This window comes from Paenibacillus sp. W2I17 (genome assembly GCF_030815985.1).
Classification (GTDB): Bacteria; Bacillota; Bacilli; order Paenibacillales; family Paenibacillaceae; genus Paenibacillus.
This window is the reverse complement of record NZ_JAUSXM010000001.1, coordinates 6,762,327-6,784,730: the sequence shown is the minus strand read 5'-3', so window position 1 is coordinate 6,784,730 and position 22,404 is coordinate 6,762,327. Positions and strand designations below refer to the sequence as shown.

Genomic DNA, 22,404 nt, shown 5'->3' with positions numbered 1-22,404 from the left:
TTTAATCGCTGCTAATCGCTTAGTATGTGTTCATATCAAGCTGGCGCTGGACAATGCGCACAATATCAGCGATGTAATCTCCAACAATGGGAAGATTGAGCGCCCCAAGTAGCTGCAAAACGTAAATGATCGTTGCTGCGAAAAAGGTAAACCCAATCGCAATCCCCACACCTCGTGCGGCTCCTGACAACAGGTTAAGTCCAATCAATTTCCATGGCCTGTTCAGCAATTCTGTGTATTGCGCAATTCGTGAACGTTCCAGTTCATTCGCCAGACGGTTTGTCAGGGTATGTAACTCTTCAATTTTGTCATGGGAATTCAGATTATCTGATGTTGATTGTTGTGAAGTGGATGCGGTTTGCTTGTCATGTTCGCTCATGTTTTGGTCAGTTCCTTTGATCAATATAGATTGACTGCACTATAGAATCATTGCCTTATTGCCTAAAAAACAAACGAGCCCAGATACAGGGAATATGTCCCTGCCTCTGCGGCTCGTTTGTTTATACTCTATATTCTGTCTTAATTGGATGGGACATGCTCCGAATTACGCTTCGATGTAAATACCGATCGATTTGCCTCCGGCTTCAACACGTTCCATGGCCTCATTTGTGGCAAATGTCACTTCGGTTACGAGAACATTTTCACGCAACACATCATCAAACGCCTGAATAGCCTCTTGAAGTGCTGCATCCACATCCAGTGTCAAACGTACTCTTTTCTCAATCGGCAGGTCCAGTCGTTTCCGGGTATCCTGTACAGCACGAACCACTTCACGGACCCAGCCTTCCTGTTCCAATGCTGGCGTGATTTCGGTATTGAGTGCAACCGTCAGACCGTAACCTGATGCAGAAGCAAAACCTGATTTGGCCTGTTTATCAACCAATAATTCTTCGCTTGTCACTTGCAGCTCTTCGCCTTCCGGAGAAACGATGTTCAGCACACCCTCCGAAACCACTTTACGCGTCTCATCGGCCGACATTCCCTTGAAGAAGTTTTGCAGGAATCCTACGTTTTTACCGTATTTCTTACCTGCAACTTTCAGGTTCAGCTTCAATGTAAAGTCAACGAATTCCGCGTCATTATGCTCCGTACGGATTCCTTTTACATTGATCTCTTCCTTGATGATCTCTTCATAACTTGCCAGGTCAAACCCTTTATCCAGGGAAACAATCAATTCGGACAGCGGCTGACGTGTCTTGATGCCTGTTTCGTTACGAACGTTACGGGCAAGTTCAACCACGCGGCGAGCCGTCTCCATATCCTGTTCCAGTCCTGCATCAATCAGCGCTTCGTTAGCTACCGGATAGTCTTCCATGTGCACACTCTCACCTGTTGCAAGGTTTAGATAGATGTCTTCTGCCAGCATCGGTGTGAACGGAGCAACCAACTTCGCAGTAGTCACCAGTACCTCAGTCAATGTACGGTAAGCGTCCAGTTTATCCTCTGTCAGGCCACTTCCCCAGAAACGGTCACGGGAACGACGGATATACCAGTTACTCAACTCATCAACAAATGCTTCAATCGCTTTGGAAGAGTTCAGATAGTCGTTAACCAGCAACGCTTTTTCTACAACCAGGATCAGGCTGTTCAGTCTCGACAGAATCCAGCGATCCAGCTTGTGTGCGGACAGTTGGAACGGGTGCTCCTGTGGATCAAATCCATCAATGGTAGCATAAAGCGTCAGGAATGCATGGGTGTTAACCAGCGTATCCACCATTTTGGATTTGGCTTCGCCTACGATACCTTTGGAGAAACGTTTGCTGTTCCACGGTGCACTGTCAGACAACAAAGCCCAACGGAATGCATCTGTACCGTATTCTTCAATCACTTCCCAAGGATCGATAACGTTACCTTTGGATTTGGACATCTTCTGTCCGTTCTCGTCAAGAACGTGTCCTGTAGCCATAACCGCTTTGTAAGGCGCTTTGCCTGTCAAAAGGGTGGAAACTGCCAGCAAGCTGTAGAACCAGCCACGTGTCTGGTCAATTCCCTCACAGATCATATCAGCAGGATACTGCTGTTCGAATACTTCTTTATTTTCAAATGGATAGTGCTGCTGGGCAAACGGCATGGAGCCGCTGTCGAACCAGACATCGATCACTTCCGGTGTACGTTTCATCTCATATTTGCCACAAGAGCTCATGACTTTAACGTCATCCACATACGGTTTATGCAATTCAAGATTCTCAGGCACATCACCTACCGCACGAGCACGCAATTCTGCAATGCTGTGTGGAGCAAATTGTTCGCCAGTCTCCTCGCACACCCAGATGTTCAGCGGAGTTCCCCAATAACGATCACGGCTGATGTTCCAATCCACCAGATCCTCGAGGAATTTCCCGAAGCGACCTTCACGAATGTGACCCGGATACCAATCCACTTCACTGTTGTTGGCAATCAATTGGTCCTTGATGGCTGTCGTTTGGATAAACCAGCTGTCCATTGCATAGTACAGAAGCGGTGTATCACAACGCCAGCAGAATGGATAGCTGTGCTCATATTTTTCTTTGCTGAACAAACGTCCATGCTCAGACAGATATCGCACGATATCAATATCACAATCCTTCACGAAACGTCCGGCAAAGTCAGTAACCTCAGCGACAAATTTGCCTTCCAAGTCCACCATGTTCACAAAGCTGATCCCATTCTCACGGCATACACGGTAGTCATCTTCACCATGGGCAGGAGCCATGTGTACGATACCCGTACCACTTGCATCTGTTACAAAGCTTGCACCCAGAATGATGTTGGCCTTCTCAGCCTGTACGTAGTTGAACGGAGGATCATACGTTTTGCCAACCAGATCGGCACCTTTCAGTGCACCGATGATCTCATACTCACCCTTGGTATCTTTCATCACTTTCTCAACCAGATTGGTTGCCATGATGTACACTTCATCACCTTGACGAACACGGGAGTAGTCCATATCCGGATTCACGGCAAGTGCAACGTGTGAAGGCAGTGTCCAAGGTGTTGTCGTCCAAGCCAGTACAAATTCTCCGCTGTCATTCAGTTTGAATTTCGCTGTAGCACTCAGGTCTTTGACGTCTTTGTACCCTTGTGCAACTTCATGGGAACTCAGTGTTGTCTGGCAAGATGGGCAATACGGACTCACACGGTGACCACGATACAACAGGCCTTTCTCATGGATCGTCGCCAGGATGTTCCATACACTCTCGATGTAGTTGTTATCAAGGGTGATATACGGGTTATTCATATCCGTCCAATATCCGATACCTTCTGTCAAATCACGCCATTGTTGCTCGTACTCGAATACGCTCGCTTTACATTCGTTAATAAATTTCTCCACGCCATAATCTTCGATTTCCCACTTGTGGGAGATACCAAGCTTCTTCTGTACACCCAGTTCTACAGGCAGACCATGTGTATCCCAACCTGCTTTACGAACGACACGGTAACCCTTCATCGTGTTATACCGTCCAACGAAATCCTTGATTACCCGTCCCAGTACGTGACCAATATGCGGTTTACCGTTCGCTGTAGGCGGCCCTTCATAAAATACGAAGTTTGGTTTGCCCTCCCGGTTTTCGATGGATCTTTTGAATGTATTCTCCGTTTTCCATTTATCTAACACGCGTAATTCTCTGGCACGTGCCTTCTCTTTGACGTCAACTCGTTGCATGATGATTATCTTCCCTTTCTTTGGTTGGATTGTGGACCGTCCACAAAAAGCGTTTCAATCCCCCTAAATCCCCCTTACCAAGGGGGACCCCATAGGCGCTCCGCCCTCTGGACACCCGGGATGGGGGTCGTTGGGGGATCTGTGGTGCTTATCGGCGAGGGGTGGATGTGCGTAGTGGCGGCCATTATGCGGCTGTTCCCTGCGTGAACGCCGCATGGCCTTACCGCGAGGCGGGTGTTGCCGGGTGCTTCGCTTTCCCGGCGGGCGGTCTCTCTCCCTGAGGTCCCTTCGGGCCTCATGGGCGTTCGCCTTTTTTGGACACAAAAAAGCCCCGTCCCTGGAAAGGGACGAGGCTATACTCGCGTTACCACCCTAATTCTGTTCATCACAAACCACATCCAGGCAAGCCTGGGTATGCTCTGTCATCAACAGCGCTTATGCCCCGCTATACTACTGCAGGGTGCCGTTATAACGTACGGCTTACGGTTCGGCTTACACACGGCAATCAAGATCACCGCTTCAGCGTCACTTCTCCGGGGAGATATTCGGCTATAACTCATCCATTGGTTTGCACCAACCACCAACTCTCTGAGGGATGAGATCATAACGTACTGAACCCGTCATGGAATCACTATTCATTATGAATATAGTTATAGCCTCTTTGCAGACAAAAGTCAACCAGGCGAGAGACTAATAAATTTCTTTCATCTCCCGCTCACGGTCACGCACTTCCTGCTCCCGGCTCTCCAGCACTTCCCAACCATCCTGAGTCAACAGTTCAAGCTGCGCTTCAACAAGCGTGCGGAAACGGGCACGATAAATCGATGCCTGCTTTTTCAGTTCTTCCACTTCCAAAGCAATTTTACGCGATTTTCCCAGCGATTCGTTCACGATCCGGTCTGCATTTTTCTCTGCTTCCTTCACGATCAACTGCGCTTCTTTCTTCGCATTGTTCTTCACATCATCAGCAGCTTCCTGCGCAATGATGATCGTTTTGCTAAGTGTCTCTTCAATCGTGGCAAAATGATCCAGTTTTTCCTGAACGGACAGCAACTGATTGCTCAGCTCTTTGTTCTCGCGAATGACGCCTTCGTAATCTTTGATGACTTGATCCAGGAATTCATTGACTTCATCCTCGTCATACCCGCGCAAACGTCGGGAAAATTCCTTGTTGTGTATGTCCAGCGGCGTTAATGGCATGCTGTCCACCTCCTGTTAAAGTTCCTTCCCGTCCAGAGAAGGTTTGCAGCAAATGGGTACCACCCATGGGGCCGTATCGTTGATGCCTAACCTCGGCAACGTATACGGAATGCAGGATCAGAATTGCATCCTCCAACGTTCATGTAAAGCTTTGACTTAATGTATATCGGATACACCGCGTATTTTCTACACCTTTATGATAAACATTTCGACAAGAAAGCGGATTTTCCTGCAACAGACTCAGGCAAATTTGCCGATTTTCACTCGGCAGCGCCCTTTTTTGGTCATCCCATCCTGTTCCATAACCTTGAAACGGCCAAATCCCTGTATGGATACGACATCACCCGCTTTTAGCGATTTGGAGGGATCTTCCTCGACTTTCCAGTTCACACGGCAGCGACCAGCTTTGATCGGCACCAGCACTTTACTGCGACTAAGCCGATACACATCTGCGCAGATTCCATCCAAACGAAGAGAAGCGACCGTAATGTCCATCGTCTCCAGTTTACTCTCTGACCATCGCATCTGATCCAAAGGAAGTAACTCTGTGAACACATGTAACCGATGCACCTGATTCAGTTGAAGCGATAAAAAAGCGCCGGTTTCCGCCGCCACCACTGTATGGCAACCGTCCTCCAGCACTTGGATATCCCCGATCTTTCCACGTTTCATCCCAAGCCCGAGCAGGGAACCCATATAGTCCCCATGCTCCAGCTCTGAGATTTTCTGATCATCAGACGTGATACTGAGCACCTGCATTCCCATATCCTCATCATCCAGATACATATAATCAGGTGCAACCAGCGCACGCTTGCGTTCAGCAGCCTCGTAACCACCATCCAGACGAATCTGAACATCATTACGGCGATTGGCAAGAGTCTGTAATATAAAAACCTGTCTTGGATCAAGAAAGTCAGTTAGCTTCATGTCATGATACTTACCTGCCTGCTCAACCCAATCCGAAGCCTTATCTACAAAATCCCGCTCATCATGGCTAAAATGTTCGTAAATTTCACCGCTCATCTATGTTCACCCTACCCTAATATACAAAATACCGAAGTATGGAGATCAGCCCATTAAGCGCGAGTTGCAGAACGATCAGCGCCACAATTGGGGAAATATCCAGCACACCGAACAAAGGGGGGATAAATCGACGGAATGGTCTTAGATATGGCTCCACTAATTTGCCCAACCATTCACCGATGAAGCTTTCCCGCGCATTGGGAAGCCAAGACATCAATATGTAGACAATGACCATGTAAAAGTAAATCTGGTATAACGTGTACAACACGCTTTCAATCTGATACAAAAGTGGCTCACCTCATTCTGTTATAATCTTGCTCGCTGTCAGCCAGTATTTCCGTAATTGAGCCCTGAATTTCAACCGTATCTGGCGTACAGAGAAAAATGTTTCCGCCGATTTTGGAAATACCGCCACCCAATGCATATACCGTGCCACTCAAAAAATCAATAACGCGCAGCGCTTGGTCCTGGCGAATTCGTTGCAAGTTCACCACAACGGTACGATGCGAACGCAGATGGTCGGCAATTTCCTGAGCCTCGTCATAAGAACGCGGTTCATACAGGACAACTTTAACATTTTTCTGGGAATGAATGCTCACCACATTATTCCCCCTTTGGTTTCTACGTTTATCGAGACTGGAGGTTTCAGCTTCCTGATGTTCAGACTCATTTTCCTCCTGCGCAGCCATTCGTTCACGTTCCACAATCTCTTCCTCTTCCTGAAGTCCGAGGAAATTCATAAATTTATTCATTACGCCCATCGTGAACCCTCCTCTTTTCCTACGAGAATCGATCCTAGCCGTACCCAGGTTGCCCCTTCTTCAATGGCCACTTCAAAATCATTGGACATCCCCATCGACAGCTCAGTCAATGGCTCTGCTGTAAGGGCTTGTCCATTCAATTGATCTCTCAGCTCACGCAATCCACGAAATACGGGACGCGTCAGCTCCGGATCTTCCTCATGAGGTGCCATGGTCATCAGGCCGACGACCTTGAGATTGTTGAACGAACGAATATCACGCAAAAAAGAACTTGCCTGTTCAGGCTGTAAGCCATACTTGCTCTCTTCACCCGAAATATTCACCTGCAAAAACGTTTCCACTTGTGTGCCAAGTGAAGCTGCTTTCTTATCCAACTCCTTCGCCAATGACAAACGATCCAGTGAATGTATGTAACGAAACTTGCCAATCACGTCTTTCACCTTGTTCGTCTGCAAATGACCGATAAAATGCCAGGTACCCTTTTGACCAAAAGCTTCCCATTTGGCCTGTGCATCCTGCCACCGGTTTTCTCCAATATGCTCAAGACCATGATTCAGCACCGATCCCGTTGTTTCAAGTGAGACATATTTCGTGACCGCAATCACATTCACATCATCACGATGACGGTTACTGCGCCGACATGCGTCCTCGATCTTCTGATTTACCTGTTGAATACGCTCCTCCAATGACACAGAGGGTCACCTCTCTTCCAGCCCAATCCAGCTCGCCATCCGCCCTGTAACACCATTTTCCTTCCGATAGGAGAAAAATAGTTCGGGATGACAACTTGTACACCATGTTGTACATTCGATATGATCCGGCAATATTCCTGCTTTCATCATAATGTGTCGATTACATTCTTTCAAGTTTAACATCGTTTTATCGTTATTCACGGCTCGATATGCTTGTTTAGAAGCAGAATCCTTGTATTCATCATTAACCGGGGAATCATCAAACCAAACCCGTACATGCTGCATGACCGCCTCATCCACTTCATAACAGCAATCCCCAATCGACGGACCGATTGCAGCTCGAATGTCCTGCCTACGGCTGCCATACTCCCGTTCCATCGTCTCCACCATGGATACAGCGATACCCGCGACTGTACCTTTCCAGCCAGCATGAGCAAGACCTACCGCCTGCTGCACAGGGTCATAGAAATAAAGCGGAACACAGTCTGCGTAGAAAGAAGTCAGCAGCACACCAGGCACATTCGTGACCAATCCATCCGTATCCTGCAACGCAGATTGACGATCAAGTAATCCTCTGCTCCGATCTTCAGCGGTAATTACAGCCACATGTTTGCCATGCACCTGCTCTCCACAGGTCCATGCTTCTGCTGCAAAGCCAAGCTTCTCGGTTACAAGCCTGCGGTTGTTAAGTACAACTTCAGGTTCATCCCCCACATGATAAGCACAATTGAGCGTGGCATACGGAACTTTTCCAACTCCACCATGCCTCGTCGTAAACCCGACTGACAACTGTTCAAATTGCTGTGTCCAGGGCTCAACATATAATAATAACGGATCAGGACCGAAATCTGAATCTGGGTTCTTGGTCCGTTCAAGTAATTCCTTATCCAATACAAAGGGTTCCATTATCTCACCTCACTACTTCCAGTGTACCAAATGAGCCACATTCTGTCTCATTTATATCGTTCGACGCTGATTACGTTCCGACCGTTCAATGCGTTCCACACGCTCTGTTCGGTTATGCTGCTGTTCATCATACAGGCGCGCTTCGCGATCACGCTCGTCATACGTATTTTCCTTCACCTCATCCATCTTCACCAGAATCACATCTGAACCAATCTTCACAATGTTTCTCCAGGGAATCACCAGATCCGTTCCCCCGCCAAAAAGACCCATAAAACGGCTGTACCCTGGCACAACAATCGCTTCAATTCGTCCCTGCTTCAGATCCAGCTCCAAATCACTGATCTGACCGAGGCGTTTACCATCCGTAATGTTAATGACATCCTTTGTCTGAAAGTCCGAGATTTTCATGCCTCGTGCCGCTACTTCGCTCGTATTTACTTTCATTCATTTCCGCCCCCTGTTATTCCTCTTCTGCCCGTTCTTCACGCTTCTATACAATATATGTTTCAGGGGCGAAAAATGTCCTGTTTTTCATTGAATGTGGAAACGGTCCAAAACAAAAAGACGACCAACGGTATACACTGCCCCGATTGATCGTCCTTCTGCCTTTGCATCGTGTTACGACTTTACATGTTTTTGCATCTGCTGTATCGCTGATTTCTCCAGACGTGATACCTGAGCCTGGGAAATACCAATTTCATCAGCCACTTCCATCTGGGTTTTCCCTTCGAAAAACCGCATCGACAGAATCATTTTTTCCCGCTGACCAAGACGATGCATCGCTTCACGGAGTGCAATTTCCTCGATCCATGACACATCTTTGTTTCTGTCATCGCTGATCTGATCCATAACATAGATCGGATCTCCACCATCATGATAAATCGGTTCGAAGAGCGAGACCGGGTCCTGAATGGCGTCCAATGCAAAAACAACATCTTCCTTCGGCACATTCAGTACTTCCGCAATTTCGAATATCGTCGGTTCCCGGGAATTTTTATTCGTCAGGCTGTCACGGACCTGAAGTGCTTTGTAAGCAATGTCCCTCAAGGAGCGAGATACCCGAATTGGGTTATTATCACGCAGGTATCGACGGATTTCACCGATAATCATCGGCACCGCGTAGGTTGAAAATTTGACATTCTGGGATAAATCAAAATTATCAATGGCTTTCATCAGGCCGATGCAACCAACCTGGAACAGATCATCGACAAACTCCCCCCGATTGTTAAAACGCTGAATGACACTGAGTACCAGACGCAGGTTGCCATTCACTAATTTCTCTCTTGCTGAGCGATCATGGTGTTGCTGAAGGGAATGAAACAATTCCCGCATTTCAGTGTTGGTGAGGACAGGCAATTTTGCGGTGTCCACGCCACAAATCTCGACTTTGTTTCGGGTCATCGTGATTTACCTCCCAAGGAGAAACATTAATGTACATTATCTCCGGGGCAGGCTTTTTTATTCGTACTTGGCACCCTTGCCAGTAATACCCATTCTGACCAAAGATGTATTTCAGACCATTTTATTGAACTCCTTGCGGAGTCTTTTAATGATTCTTTTTTCGAGTCGAGAGATGTAGGATTGGGAGATTCCAAGTAGATCCGCTACATCTTTTTGAGTCTTTTCTTCCCCATCCGTCAGGCCAAAACGAAGCTCCATAATCATTCGCTCGCGCTCCGTTAATTTTTCCAGTGCCTTGTGCAGAAGCTTCCGGTCTACCTGCTCTTCAATATTCCGATAGATTGTATCGTTTTCTGTACCCAATACATCGGATAATAATAGTTCATTTCCATCCCAATCAATGTTGAGCGGTTCATCAAAAGAAACTTCAGTTCGGATCTTACTATTACGTCTTAGGTACATCAAAATTTCATTTTCGATACAACGTGAAGCATAGGTTGCCAGTTTGATTTTCTTTTCCGGGTCAAATGTATTCACTGCCTTAATCAATCCGATGGCTCCAATGGAGACCAAATCCTCAATATTGATTCCTGTATTTTCAAATTTGCGTGCAATGTACACCACCAGACGCAGGTTGCGCTCAATGAGCATCGCGCGAATGGCCGAGTCTCCCGAGGATAATTTTTGCAGCAAAAATTCTTCCTCTTCCCTTGTCAATGGCGGCGGAAGTGCCTCACTTCCCCCAATATAATAGATCTCTTCGCTTTTGAGTCCCAATAAAAATAACAGACGGTAATATTGCAGCTGCGCCACCAGTTTCCATTTCACAAGCATGTACGTTCCTCCTATACCACATTCAGCGGCTTTTCTGTTGCTCCCGCAGAGAGAGCCGTAGACTGCGCAGAAGCAGCGTCTTGCACAAGTTCAGGATGAATCACGGCCTGGTATTTCCCATCCGACGACAAAACACCTCCATCCAGCCCAATAAGTACCCTTGTCGTCTCATAACATGTTTCCTCCATCGTCACCTTCACCCGGTCCGGCTTCATTGCCAGCATAAACGCAGTCCCTTTGTTAATGCCCCGATAAGGCACCAGCCGCAGTCGATCCTGCCACTGAAAACTTTCCTGATCAAGCTCCAGAATAAGGTTGTCCGGCGCCTCGTCCTTAAGTCTACCCTTCCATGAAGCGGGTAACATGTCTTGCCATAACGAAACCTCCATCACCATGACCGGCATGCGCGATAAGGGATCTGTAAGTTGATTGCCCGTATCCAGAAGGCCTGTACAAGAAATGACTACCTCATCGATGTAGACCTCAACTTTGCCCAAATAGGTCGTCATGCGATCCGTTTTCCGTTTGGAACTCTGCACAGCTTTGAATAAAAACAGGACAGCAAAAAATACGATAAACGTGAACCAGAAAGCAATTTTCAGATCAAATGACATACCGCCAGAAGCCGTGAACCAAATGCCGTTAAACAACTCACCGGAGCTCTGAAGCATGTAATGCACACCCAGAATACCTCCGGCAGCGACAAAATTAATCACATAGAAGGTACCGAGCGTCCTCGCAAAAGCCTGCAGACCTTTAAAACCAAAAGCAATCGTAAGCATGACCAGCGAGAACCCGAACTTGATCAAAAAGGTGAACATAAAATCAAACTCCGGTACAAACATCATGACCACGTATAATGCACCCACAATGGCTGACAGCAACCACCGCCACCAAACCAGCTTTGTTTTGCGCATCCAGGCGGTCAATCCGATGAGTGCACCGTCAATACACAGGTTTGTCAAAAAAATTAGATCCACATAAACAACCAAAGTCTTCACCTGCCTGCGCGCAACATATCAAAATACCGGTACCCGATATCCTGATATTCATGAGCATATTCACAAGTATACGGAGCCCCCTGTTCAAAGTCTGTCTAATCATGGGGGTGTGGTTCCAACTTTTTTTGTCGGAATTGCTCAGGCCCTTTGTTCAGAATTTGTTCATTGCTGTATGCTATGATATCTACATAAACAGAAAAAACCCGGTCGCTCCATAAGGAGTACCGGGTTTCCAATAAATTGATTTGCGTATTAATCGTTGTTATTATTGCGTGAACGATTGCGTAAAAATGTCGGAATGTCCAGCTGATCATTGCTCGGCTGATTTCCAAAAGGACGCAGGTTCGGCGAACGCGTATCTGTCGTCTCCGCTGTTGCTGGAGCTGGCTTACGTCCTGGTGGTGGTGGAGCAGGTTTATCTTCAAAACCAGTTGCAATAACTGTAACCTTAATCTCCTCTTTCAGGTCTTCGTCAATGATGGCACCAAAGATCATGTTTACTTCCGGGTCGGAAGCAGACGTTACGATCTCTGCCGCTTCATTCACTTCATACAGGGACAGATTAACGCCACCCGTAATGTTCATGATTACCCCGCGAGCACCTTCAATAGAAGTTTCAAGCAAAGGACTCATAATGGCTTTCCGTGCTGCTTCTGCGGCACGATTCTCACCAGTTGATTCACCAATCCCCATAAGGGCTGAACCACGTTCGTGCATAATCGTTTTGACGTCAGCAAAGTCAAGGTTGATCAGACCCGGTACAGCGATCAAATCAGAGATACCTTGTACAGCTTGACGAAGTACGTTATCCGCTTGACGGAATGCTTCAAGCATAGGAGTCTTTTTGTCTACGATTTCGAGCAAACGATCATTAGGAATCACGATCAGTGTGTCGACTTTTTCCTTGAGAGCTTCAATACCTTGCTCTGCATGGCTGGAACGCTTGCGTCCTTCAAATGTAAATGGACGAGTTACGACACCAACGGTAAGTGCACCACACTCTTTAGCGATTTCGGCAATAACCGGAGCCGCACCTGTACCTGTACCACCGCCCATACCGGCTGTAACAAATACCATGTCTGCACCTTTCAACGTGTTCATGATCAGATCGCGGGACTCTTCCGCTGCTTTTTTACCTACATCCGGGTTGGCGCCAGCACCAAGACCCCGAGTCAATTTATCACCGATTTGCAATTTATGCTCGGATTTCGCCAGGTGTAACGCCTGAGCATCCGTATTCACCGTAATAAATTCAACACCTTGTACACCATTTTCAATCATACGGTTGACTGCATTGCTTCCGCCGCCGCCTACACCGATGACTTTAATTTGAGCCAAGCTCTCCATCTCGAAATCAAATTCCAACATATTATTCCATCTCCCCCTCAATGTGCATGGATGGCCCGTCCAATTTTTGATTTGAACCGAATCAATTTCATATATCGACGAACGAAAGCGTTTATTTTAGTACCGGCGCATTCAGACGGCTTCAAGAATGTATGAAATGGATCCAACCTGTTATATAAATTCGCTGAACATATTCTTCAGCCGCTCGAACAGACCGGGTTTTTGCTCCGATTCCTGTGCCGCATTTGGCTTCGGACGGTTGGTCGGTTTCTTGTTGTTATTATTGTTGTTGTTGTTATTTCCACCGCCGTTATTGATCGAGGGACGAATGCGCAAACTGCGAATTACACTGTGCAATATGCCGACTCCGCTTGTAAACCCAGGGTCACGCACACCAATATAATCCGGAACTGCAACTCGTACCGAAGCAGCAAGCTCATGCTGAGCGACCTGCAGAACCCCCGGCATAGAGACCGTACCTCCCGTTAGTATATAACCTCCAGGAAGCTCGTTGTAACCAAGACGCTTCACTTCTTGGGATATCATCTGGAATATTTCCTGAACCCTAGGTTCAATAATTGCTGCCAGATCCTCCTGTGAAAACTCCTTGTCTACATTACTGCCAATTCGGGTGACTTTGAACATCACATCCGCAGCAGCATCATCCAACCAGGCGCAGCCATATTTCAGTTTCACCTTCTCCGCCTGATCCGTTAACGTGCGTAAGCCATAGGCGATATCATTTGTTACGAATTCCCCACCTATAGGCAACGTTGATGTTGCAACAAGACTGTCTTCTTCAAAAATGGCGATGGTTGTTGCACCTGCTCCAATATCAACAAGCACTGAACCCATCGTTTTTTCATCTTTGGACAAAGCCAGTTGACCCGCTCCAAGCGACATGAGAACCAGATCACTTACTTTCAGACCCGCTTTTTCCACGCAGCGCAAAAGATTATGTATCGCGGTTTTTGCACCCGTTATGATCGTTGCTTCAACTTCCAGACGAACACCAATCATACCACGGGGGTCCTGTATGCCCTCCAAGCCATCTACAACATATTGCTTGGCGACAACATCAATAATTTCCCGTTCCGGCGGAACTGCAATGACTTCGGCTGCTTTCAACACCCGTTCCATGTCTTCTTCTCCGATTTCACGATCCTCGTTAGACACAGCCACGACGCCGTGACTGCTCATCAGTCCGATATGATTTCCCGAGATTCCAACATACACTTCGGATATTTGAATACCTACCATACGTTCTGCATGATCCACTGCGTTGCGAATCGACTGCACCGTCTGATCGATATCTACGATTACACCTTTGCGAATTCCCTCCGAGTCGGCAGATCCAACTCCTATAATATTAAAGGTTCCATTATTCATTTCCCCAATAATAGCGCGAATTTTGGATGTACCGATGTCCAAACTAACAATGATGTCATTGTTGCTCAAGTCTGTGGCACCTCCTGACTCCAATAGTAAATTACGTTCGAATTTAAACACTCTTAAAACATATTCAACACACTTCAGGCTTTCCCTCTTTTTTCTACAATGTTTTTGGGTGTCAAAATCTGGTTGCCAGACATAAAACATTGAAGAAAAAAGAAGGAGGCAACTCATGTGCCATAAGTTCAAGTGTATCATTTTTTCTTCATCTCAGAAAGAACAAGTTTCATTGCTCTGACGGGGCCAACCCCCGACCTGCCTAGGCTTTCATATTCAGTCCAGCCTCATCATGGCAAAGATCAGGGGGTTGCTCCTAGTTCAGCATCATCTTCCGGGTCATCCGGGATGAAAGGGACATAAGTATCTGCCTCAAGCATGGTGATTTTCCCAGGCCGTTCGGTCTCAATCACCTGATTCAGATACTCCACTTTATCCGATAAAAGAGAGACGGTTGTAATCACTTCAAACTGCGATTTGGTATACATCCGAATCTGATCCGGAAATGAAGGCGTTGGATTCGGAATAATTTCCGAAATATCCGTCGTTAATTCATTCGGAATTTTAGCCAGTGTCTGGCTCAGTTTGGCTTTGAGTGGATCATCAGCCTTCCATTGGGTCAATATGGGCTTCTCCACAGCAACACCAATTGTTGCCGGAACCGTCAAGCTTGTCCCACTGGCTAATATCGCTTTTAGCGTACCGTCAGAACCAAGCTCATAAGCAACCGTGGCATATTCCTGAACCTTGATATGGATAATACCTGGAAACTTTTTGTCCACGGTAACGGTGGAAATGGCCTTGATGGTCTTGAGACGCTCAATAACCTCGGCAGTACTTGTCCCAAAAAATTGTTCGCCTTCTTTCAGCCCGCTTTTCTCCAGCAGTTCTGAAGTTGCTGTATATACATTACCCGTAATTTCAATTGCCGAAATCCGACTCATGGAAGAACGAAAGAATAATACAGCGAGCAATACAATAAATAATAATAAGAGAATAATTACAATTTTGCGGCTTGTGTTTCCTTTTGGTCGATTCTTCTTCAGAACCGGAATTTGACTTTTAGGCATAAGTAGCGCTCCACAAAGCCTCAGGTCCCCTCCCTTCAAGAAGGGGACGCCAAGGACGTTAATTGGCAAAATCCAACTGTTTCGAAACGGGCGACTGTCGCTCAACCGATGCTCCAAGACTTTGGAATAACTTCTCGATCTGATCGTAGCCCCGGTCAATATGATGCACTTGCTCCACAACCGTTTTGCCTTGAGCAGCCAGACCAGCAATTACTAGAGCTGCACCTGCACGAAGATCGGTTGCTTCTACTGTAGCCCCGTACAGACGGGGAACACCACGGATAAATGCTGCGTTCAGATCGACTGAAATATCAGCCCCCATCACATTCAGTTCATCCACATGTTTGAACCGGCCCTCGAATACCGTTTCCTTCATTACGCTGAATCCGTCTGCCAAACTGAGCAGCACCATGATTTGCGATTGCAAATCTGTCGGAAACGAAGGATACGGAGAAGTCACAATACGGTCTACTGATTTGGGACGGCTCATACAGCTCACCGTCATTATATCATTGCAGACTGTGATTTGAACACCAGTGCGCTTCAATACATGTATAAGTGAAGTAAGATGAGCAGGATTGCAGTGTGTAAGCGTAACATTGCCTCGTGTTGCTGCTGCTGCAATCATTACGGTTCCAGCAACGATTCGATCCGGTATAATCTCATAGGAACAAGGCTTCAGTTTCTCAACGCCATTGATCGTGATTGTATCCGTTCCTGCACCAATAATGCTTGCACCCATAGCATTCAAAAAGTGTTGCAGGTCTTGTATTTCAGGTTCTCTTGCCGCGTTGCAAATGGTTGTTGTCCCTTTAGCCATAACGGCTGCCATCATGATATTCTCGGTCGCTCCCACACTCGGGAAATCCAAATGAATATCTGTACCCACCAGATTGTGCCCATGACAGATGATCTGTTGGTCCTGCTCTTCAATCAAAGCTCCGAGCGCTTCCAGGCCCCGGAGGTGAAGATCAATTTTGCGTTCTCCAATGGCACAGCCTCCTGGCTGATACACTGACACTTGCCCAAACTTAGCCAGCAATGGTCCCATCAAAAAAATGGAAGAGCGCATCTGCTTCATTAGATCTTCTGGCACATCATATGACCGGATAGACGAGGTATTAATCGTCACTGTTCCCTGTTCATGCCGACACGTGCATCCAAGCCGTTCCAGGATATACAGCATCACTTCAATGTCCAGCAAGTGTGGAACGTTATGCAGTGTAACTTCTCCATCTGCCAACAAACTTGCGGCCATAATCGGTAAAGCGGCATTTTTTGCTCCATGGATGCGTATGGATCCTGAGAGGGGTTTCCCGCCTTCAATCACCAATTTGTCCAATGTATCACCTCCGGGGTTTACCGCTCACCCACTACGAAGACTTCCGGTACCAGGTTAATACCGTTTTGAGATGATATAGTGCTCTGTATCTGCTGCATTAGGGTGATAACGTCCTCTGCTGTTGCTTGGCCTGTATTAACAATGAAATTGGCATGCATGGTGGATACCTGTGCGCCTCCCTGGGTCATTCCTTTCAGCCCTGCTGCTTCAATCAGGCGGGCTGCATGATCACCCGGTGGATTTCGGAATACACTACCTGCACATGCCATCTGCAGTGGCTGTGTGCGGCGCCGGCGATCTTTGTAAGCCGCCATAGTTTCCGAAATGACGTTGCGCTCTCCATGCTGGAGTTCAAATGTAGCTTCCAGCACGACGCCTCTCCGATCATGCAGAACAGAGTGGCGGTAGGCAAAATCCATGTCCTCCTTGCTGTAACGTACCAATTCCCCTGTCTCCAGTACAATCTCAGCGAATTTGAATATCCGTGACACATCCGATCCATGCGCGCCTGCATTCATGTACACAGCTCCACCGACAGTGCCGGGGATACCGCTGCCGAATTCCAGACCGGTCCATTCCTTTTTGGCAGCAACCACACTGAGTTTAACAAAAGAATGCGCCGCTCCGGCGGTTACACCGCCTTCGTGAAATTCGGCATAATCAAAGCCCTCGCCTGGTTTCACCACAACACCACGTATTCCTTTGTCTGACACCAGCATGTTTGAGCCCCGTCCAAGTTGCATCCACGGAATCTGATAGGTGAGAAGCAATTGAACGAGATTCATCATCTGCTCTTTATTCTCCGGAATGACCAGTGCATCCGCAGGACCGCCGATCTTCCATGTGGTGTATTTGGCTAGCGATTCGTTTTCAAGAACTCTGCCAACATTATTCTGGGATAGTAACGATATCCACTGAAGCATGTTTGCTTCCTCCTTTGCTTCAAAACCGATGAGCACGGTATGTTCTGTTGTTACAGACCGTGTTCTGGCGCCATGGAACGATGGTCACGATTTATACGGTATCTTATGTCAGCCCCGTCTTGTGTGTGACAATCGCCCACAATCACACTTTATCGGCGTGCAGCAAGACGCTGAATTTCATGAACAAGCACTTCAGCTGCATCGGGTTTCCCCAGTTTCCGGGAGGCTTCAGCCATTCGTTTGCGTCCCGATTCATCATTCATAATCTTGGCGATGGCTTCATACAGGGCTTTGCCTGTAAGATCCTTCTCCAGCATCGTGAGTGATGCGCCTCCACCTTCAAGCGTGCGTGCATTGGCTTCCTGATGATTATTAGTCACGTTAGGTGACGGAATCAGGATCGAAGGAATACCCAGTGATGTAATCTCCGCAAGGAATGATGCACCTGCACGGTTTACAATCAAGGATGTGCAGGCAAGCACCTCAGGCATATTATGCACGTAAGGCAGGACATGCAGGTGGTTTGGCATCGTACCCAATGAGCTGCGAATGGCTTCACGCGTTTCATCAAAATAGGTATCCCCTGTCACGTAAACGACATGTACATCGTCCAGTTGTTCCAGCAATGGAGCCATGTCCACCATGGCCTGATTGATTGCTTTTGCCCCGCGACTGCCACCAACCACAAGAACAACACGGCTGTTCATCGGTACACCTAACGTGGCAAAACCACGATCACGGCTAGCCTGGGCTACCGTAGTCGCTCGTGGATTACCGGTGTAGATCACCTTTTTTGCGCCGGAAAACGATTTTTCAGAACCTTCAAAGCTTACGGCAACCGTGTCCACATAACGCATCAAAAATTTGTTCGTCAGACCAGGAATGGCGTTCTGTTCATGAATTATACTCGGAATTCCCAGTTTTGTTGCTGCATATACCACAGGTCCACACACATATCCACCTGTACCAATGACAACATCCGGTTTGAATTCCTTCAGCATTTTTTTGGACTTGCGTACACCTTGAATGAAACGCATGACCGTTTTCAGGTTGTCGATGGACAATTTCCGTCGAAAGCCTGTAATATCAATGGATTTAAAAGGAATATTTTCTTGGGGAACCAGCTTGCTTTCCAGCCCTCTGGTTCCTCCGATGTATAGAAATGTCGAGTCCGGGTTCTCCGCCTCGCATTGTCTTGCTATGGCAACGGCCGGATAGATATGTCCACCCGTACCGCCACCGCTTAGAACGACTCGCATCGCATAGTCACCTCGCATAACGGGATAAATTCACTAAAATGCCCAGTGCTGTAAGCATGAGGGTCAATGATGATCCGCCGTAACTGATCAGAGGCAATGTAATGCCCGTAACAGGCATCATGCCAATGACAACACCAATGTTAATAATGACTTGTACGGCGACCATTCCTACGATACCAACACCAAGCAGACTGCCAAAGGCATCCGGAACGGTCATGGCTACACGCATCCCTCTCCACACCAGCACCAGAAACAACAATAATACAATCATTCCACCTATAAAGCCGAGTTCTTCGGCTAAAATACTAAAAATAAAGTCCGTTTGAGGTTCAGGTACATAACTGTACTTCTGCCGACTCATACCCAGTCCCAATCCCGCCAGTCCACCAGGACCAATCGCGTATAAGGATTGAATGATCTGATATCCGGCACCCAGCGGATCGGACCACGGGTCCAAAAACGCTGTGATACGCTGCAACCGATAGGGTGCTGCTGCAATCAAAGCTGCAAACCCCGCTACGCCGCCAAGAGCAAGCAAGCTCAGATGTTTCATTCGCGCTCCGGCTGTGAAAATAATAAGCATCGATGCGCCCATCATCACGGTGCCAGTCCCCAAATCAGGTTGCAGCATAATAATCCCAAAAGCCAAACCGATCAATCCCAGCGGTGGCAGAAGCCCCGTTGTGAAGGTTTTGATTTTACCCGGTTCCTTGCTCAGCCAGTGAGCGAGAAACAGAATCATGCCCAGCTTCATGAATTCTGAGGGCTGAATACCGAACGAACCAATGCCCAGCCAACTTCGTGCACCACCGCGAACCACACCGATTCCAGGAATGAGCACCGCAATAAGCATGATAAAACAGGCAATCAATATAGGCTTGGCATATTTCCTCCACACCCGGTAGTCTACGTTAGCAGTTACGAACATGGCCACAAGCCCAAGCACCGCAAACAGGGCCTGTCTTTTTACAAAATAAAATGAATCGCCATAGTCATGAAAGGCAAGCACCGAGCCCGCACTATATACCATAATAATGCCGATGGCAAGCAATGCCAAAATACAAATCAGCAACCAAATATCTGGTGCCGGTCGCGTCTGTTTCATCAGGAGGCCACCCCTTGCATGGAAGTAGGGGCTTTTCCACCCCCCTACTTACAAGTTATGCGCCGCCTCTTTAAAAATGCGTCCCCGCTCTTCATAGGAAGCAAACATGTCCCAACTTGCACATGCCGGGGATAACAAAACGACATCACCGGCACTGGCAAGCTTCGATGCTTCCTGCACAGCAACGGTTAACGTCCGGGCAGCGTCCTCCTCATTATCGACGACCTTAATTTGCTTTAATCCGGCAAGTTCCGCGACCTTGGCAATTTTTGTCCGTGTCTCTCCAATTGCAACGACAGCTTTTACCCGTTCCTGGAACAAGGGTAACAACTCCATCATGTCTGACCCGCGGTCCAACCCTCCAGCAATTAATACAACCGGTTCCTTGAACGAATTCAGGGCCATAACCGTAGCTTTCGAATTGGTCGCTTTGGAGTTGTTGTAGTATGCAGAGCCGTTATGCTCCAGGACATATTCAAGTCGGTGTTCAACTCCCTTGAAGTCTGCAAGCGGAGCAGCCAGCACCGCAGGATCAGCTCCTGCCGCTACAGCAATCGCCACAGCAGCCAGTGCATTTTCCACATTAAATCGCCCAGGAAGGCCAATGTCCTCAACGTCGATAATGATGTGGTGATCTCCGTTTTCATCCGCGTAGATTACCTGACGCTTCACATCATCCTCTTCTCCATCCACATAAGGGGGATCTGCATACACACCTGTATCCAATTTCTCTGTCACTGAGAAGGGGATCAATCTGCCTTTGATGTAAGGAACCAGACCACGACATACCGCATCATCCCAATTTAGAATGGCTACGTCGTCAGGCTGCTGATTGGCGAACAGTTTTGCTTTGGAAGCCACATAATCATCCATGTTCCCGTGATAATCCAGATGCGTCTCTGCAACGTTAAGCAAGCTGGCAATCCGAGGACGGAAATCAACCGTTCCTTTGAGCTGGAAACTGCTAAGTTCAACAACCATCCAGTTATCTGGAGAAGCTTGCTCTGCCGCTTCACAGAGAGGTGTTCCGATATTACCGGCAACGATCGGCTTGAGGCCGGCATGCTCCAACATTTTACCCACCCAAGTGGTCGTTGTTGTTTTTCCGTTGGAACCCGTAATCCCGATCATGGGTGCAGCACATAGATGATAAGCTACCTCTACTTCGGTCACCACTTCAATGCCCAATGCCATAGCTTGCTGCACAGGAGCTGCATGGTATGGGATACCCGGGTTTTTAACGACCAGCTTCACACCACTGTGAATCAGATCATCCGGATGTCCTCCGCATACAACAGAAATTCCCAAAGCCTCCAATTCGGAAGCTTCGGGACATTGCTCTCTCTCTTTTTTATCATTTACTGTAACCTTCGCTCCGGCGCGATCCAGCACTTTGGCGACCTGTACGCCGCTTTTGGCCAATCCGAGCACAACTACTTGTTGTCCGCGATATGATTCAGGATGGTTCATGATTTACAACCCCTTGTTGAGATAAAGTCCAAGAGCGGCCAAAATTGCGCCTACCGCCCAAAAGGTAATAACAACCCGCCATTCTGACCAACCACTTAATTCAAAGTGATGGTGAATGGGGCTCATTTTAAATACACGCTTGCCACGAGTCTTGAAAGATACCACTTGAATGATGACAGACAGGATCTCGATAACAAAAATACCGCCAATGATGACAAATAGAAGCTCTGTCTTGGTTACAATCGCTACCGCACCAATCGCACCGCCAATACCCAGAGAACCGGTGTCTCCCATAAACACTTTAGCCGGATGTGCATTGTATACCAGAAAACCGAGTACAGCTCCGATCATCGCTGCTGCACACACTGCTGCCGGCATCGACGTGGCTTGCATCGCCACAATGGCAAACGCGCCAAAGGCAATTGCACTTACCCCTGACAGCAAACCATCCAGACCGTCGGTAAAGTTAACCGCATTGGTAATGGCAAGCATCATGAATACGACAAATGGATAATAGAACCATCCGGTCCAGTCAAACGAGAATGACGTGCCCGGAATAGAGATGGCTGTGCTGTGTCCATTCTGGATCAGCAAGAAACACATCACTGCACTGAAGAACAATTGGCCCAGCATTTTTTGTCTGGCCGTCAGTCCCAATGAACGTTTGAACACAATTTTGATGTAATCATCCAGGAAGCCAATCAGCCCGAATCCCAGCGTAGCCACGAGCAAGACATAAAAGTCTGTATTCTTGACTGCTGAAAATTTCAAAAAGGCCAATGTGAACGCAACTAAAATGACGACTCCACCCATTGTAGGTGTTCCGCTTTTTTTCAAATGGCTCTGAGGCCCATCTTCCCTAACTTGCTGTCCGAATTTCATTCGACGTAACAGCGGAATCAGGAGCGGTGCGGCAATCACCGCCAGAATAAATGAAACACCGATTGTTAACAGTAATACCTGAAAATCCATGGGTTC

At 47.5% G+C, this 22,404-nt stretch carries 21 protein-coding genes and 1 other annotated feature; all 21 genes read right to left on the bottom strand.

Features of this window, described 5'->3' with window-relative positions; translation table 11 throughout:
• Positions 1-19: 19 nt before the first annotated feature.
• Positions 20-379: a DUF5665 domain-containing protein gene (locus tag QF041_RS30140; RefSeq protein WP_017687319.1), complete on the bottom strand. Its 360-nt coding sequence runs from the start codon at positions 377-379 to the stop codon at positions 20-22.
• Between the two features lie 165 nt (positions 380-544).
• A complete protein-coding gene (ileS, locus tag QF041_RS30135) occupies positions 545-3,643 on the bottom strand; it encodes an isoleucine--tRNA ligase (protein WP_307416745.1) in 3,099 nt (1,032 codons plus the stop codon).
• Between the two features lie 340 nt (positions 3,644-3,983).
• Positions 3,984-4,276, bottom strand: a binding site (T-box leader).
• 57 nt (positions 4,277-4,333) lie between these two features.
• Complete coding sequence (locus tag QF041_RS30130; RefSeq protein WP_062835445.1) at positions 4,334-4,843, bottom strand: DivIVA domain-containing protein; 510 nt, start codon at positions 4,841-4,843, stop codon at positions 4,334-4,336.
• A gap of 240 nt (positions 4,844-5,083) precedes the next feature.
• Complete coding sequence (locus tag QF041_RS30125; protein WP_307416744.1) at positions 5,084-5,866, bottom strand: YlmH family RNA-binding protein; 783 nt, start codon at positions 5,864-5,866, stop codon at positions 5,084-5,086.
• Between the two features lie 16 nt (positions 5,867-5,882).
• Positions 5,883-6,152 (bottom strand): YggT family protein, encoded by a 270-nt coding sequence (locus tag QF041_RS30120; protein WP_260632824.1) that lies wholly within the window; start codon positions 6,150-6,152, stop codon positions 5,883-5,885.
• A gap of 7 nt (positions 6,153-6,159) precedes the next feature.
• Entirely contained in the window at positions 6,160-6,627 is a 468-nt protein-coding gene (locus tag QF041_RS30115) for a cell division protein SepF (protein WP_017687313.1), read from the bottom strand.
• Positions 6,618-7,319, bottom strand: coding sequence for a YggS family pyridoxal phosphate-dependent enzyme (locus QF041_RS30110; RefSeq protein ID WP_307416743.1), 702 nt, complete (start codon positions 7,317-7,319; stop codon positions 6,618-6,620). Before QF041_RS30110 ends, QF041_RS30115 begins: the two co-directional genes overlap by 10 nt.
• A 6-nt stretch (positions 7,320-7,325) precedes the next feature.
• Positions 7,326-8,225 carry a peptidoglycan editing factor PgeF gene (gene pgeF / locus QF041_RS30105; protein WP_307416742.1) on the bottom strand — a complete coding sequence of 300 codons (900 nt, stop codon included), beginning with the start codon at positions 8,223-8,225 and terminating at the stop codon, positions 7,326-7,328.
• Positions 8,226-8,276: 51 nt separating this feature from the next.
• Entirely contained in the window at positions 8,277-8,669 is a 393-nt protein-coding gene (locus QF041_RS30100) for a YlmC/YmxH family sporulation protein (RefSeq protein ID WP_017687310.1), read from the bottom strand.
• A 174-nt stretch (positions 8,670-8,843) separates the two neighbouring features.
• Entirely contained in the window at positions 8,844-9,626 is a 783-nt protein-coding gene (gene sigG, locus QF041_RS30095; RefSeq protein ID WP_017687309.1) for an RNA polymerase sporulation sigma factor SigG, read from the bottom strand.
• A 111-nt stretch (positions 9,627-9,737) separates the two neighbouring features.
• The gene (gene sigE / locus QF041_RS30090; RefSeq protein ID WP_017687308.1) at positions 9,738-10,460 is read right to left on the bottom strand and encodes an RNA polymerase sporulation sigma factor SigE; all 723 of its coding nucleotides are present in this window, start codon (positions 10,458-10,460) and stop codon (positions 9,738-9,740) included.
• Positions 10,461-10,471: 11 nt separating this feature from the next.
• Entirely contained in the window at positions 10,472-11,452 is a 981-nt protein-coding gene (spoIIGA, locus tag QF041_RS30085) for a sigma-E processing peptidase SpoIIGA (RefSeq protein WP_307416741.1), read from the bottom strand.
• A 261-nt stretch (positions 11,453-11,713) separates the two neighbouring features.
• On the bottom strand, positions 11,714-12,829 hold the full coding sequence (gene ftsZ / locus QF041_RS30080) for a cell division protein FtsZ (protein ID WP_017687306.1): 1,116 nt from the start codon (positions 12,827-12,829) through the stop codon (positions 11,714-11,716).
• A gap of 150 nt (positions 12,830-12,979) precedes the next feature.
• Positions 12,980-14,266, bottom strand: a complete 1,287-nt coding sequence (gene ftsA / locus QF041_RS30075) for a cell division protein FtsA (protein ID WP_253501941.1) — start codon at positions 14,264-14,266, stop codon at positions 12,980-12,982.
• Positions 14,267-14,559: 293 nt separating this feature from the next.
• Positions 14,560-15,327: a cell division protein FtsQ/DivIB gene (locus tag QF041_RS30070; protein WP_307416740.1), complete on the bottom strand. Its 768-nt coding sequence runs from the start codon at positions 15,325-15,327 to the stop codon at positions 14,560-14,562.
• A 58-nt stretch (positions 15,328-15,385) separates the two neighbouring features.
• Complete coding sequence (gene murA / locus QF041_RS30065) at positions 15,386-16,669, bottom strand: UDP-N-acetylglucosamine 1-carboxyvinyltransferase (protein ID WP_036614867.1); 1,284 nt, start codon at positions 16,667-16,669, stop codon at positions 15,386-15,388.
• A gap of 17 nt (positions 16,670-16,686) precedes the next feature.
• Positions 16,687-17,592, bottom strand: coding sequence for a UDP-N-acetylmuramate dehydrogenase (gene murB, locus QF041_RS30060; RefSeq protein ID WP_307416739.1), 906 nt, complete (start codon positions 17,590-17,592; stop codon positions 16,687-16,689).
• Positions 17,593-17,741: 149 nt separating this feature from the next.
• Positions 17,742-18,851 carry an undecaprenyldiphospho-muramoylpentapeptide beta-N-acetylglucosaminyltransferase gene (murG, locus tag QF041_RS30055; RefSeq protein WP_307416738.1) on the bottom strand — a complete coding sequence of 370 codons (1,110 nt, stop codon included), beginning with the start codon at positions 18,849-18,851 and terminating at the stop codon, positions 17,742-17,744.
• Positions 18,852-18,858: 7 nt separating this feature from the next.
• A complete protein-coding gene (spoVE, locus tag QF041_RS30050; protein WP_062835457.1) occupies positions 18,859-19,956 on the bottom strand; it encodes a stage V sporulation protein E in 1,098 nt (365 codons plus the stop codon).
• A 48-nt stretch (positions 19,957-20,004) separates the two neighbouring features.
• Positions 20,005-21,426 carry a UDP-N-acetylmuramoyl-L-alanine--D-glutamate ligase gene (murD, locus tag QF041_RS30045; RefSeq protein WP_307416737.1) on the bottom strand — a complete coding sequence of 474 codons (1,422 nt, stop codon included), beginning with the start codon at positions 21,424-21,426 and terminating at the stop codon, positions 20,005-20,007.
• Between the two features lie 3 nt (positions 21,427-21,429).
• Entirely contained in the window at positions 21,430-22,398 is a 969-nt protein-coding gene (mraY, locus tag QF041_RS30040; RefSeq protein ID WP_047843751.1) for a phospho-N-acetylmuramoyl-pentapeptide-transferase, read from the bottom strand.
• Positions 22,399-22,404 lie beyond the last annotated feature (6 nt).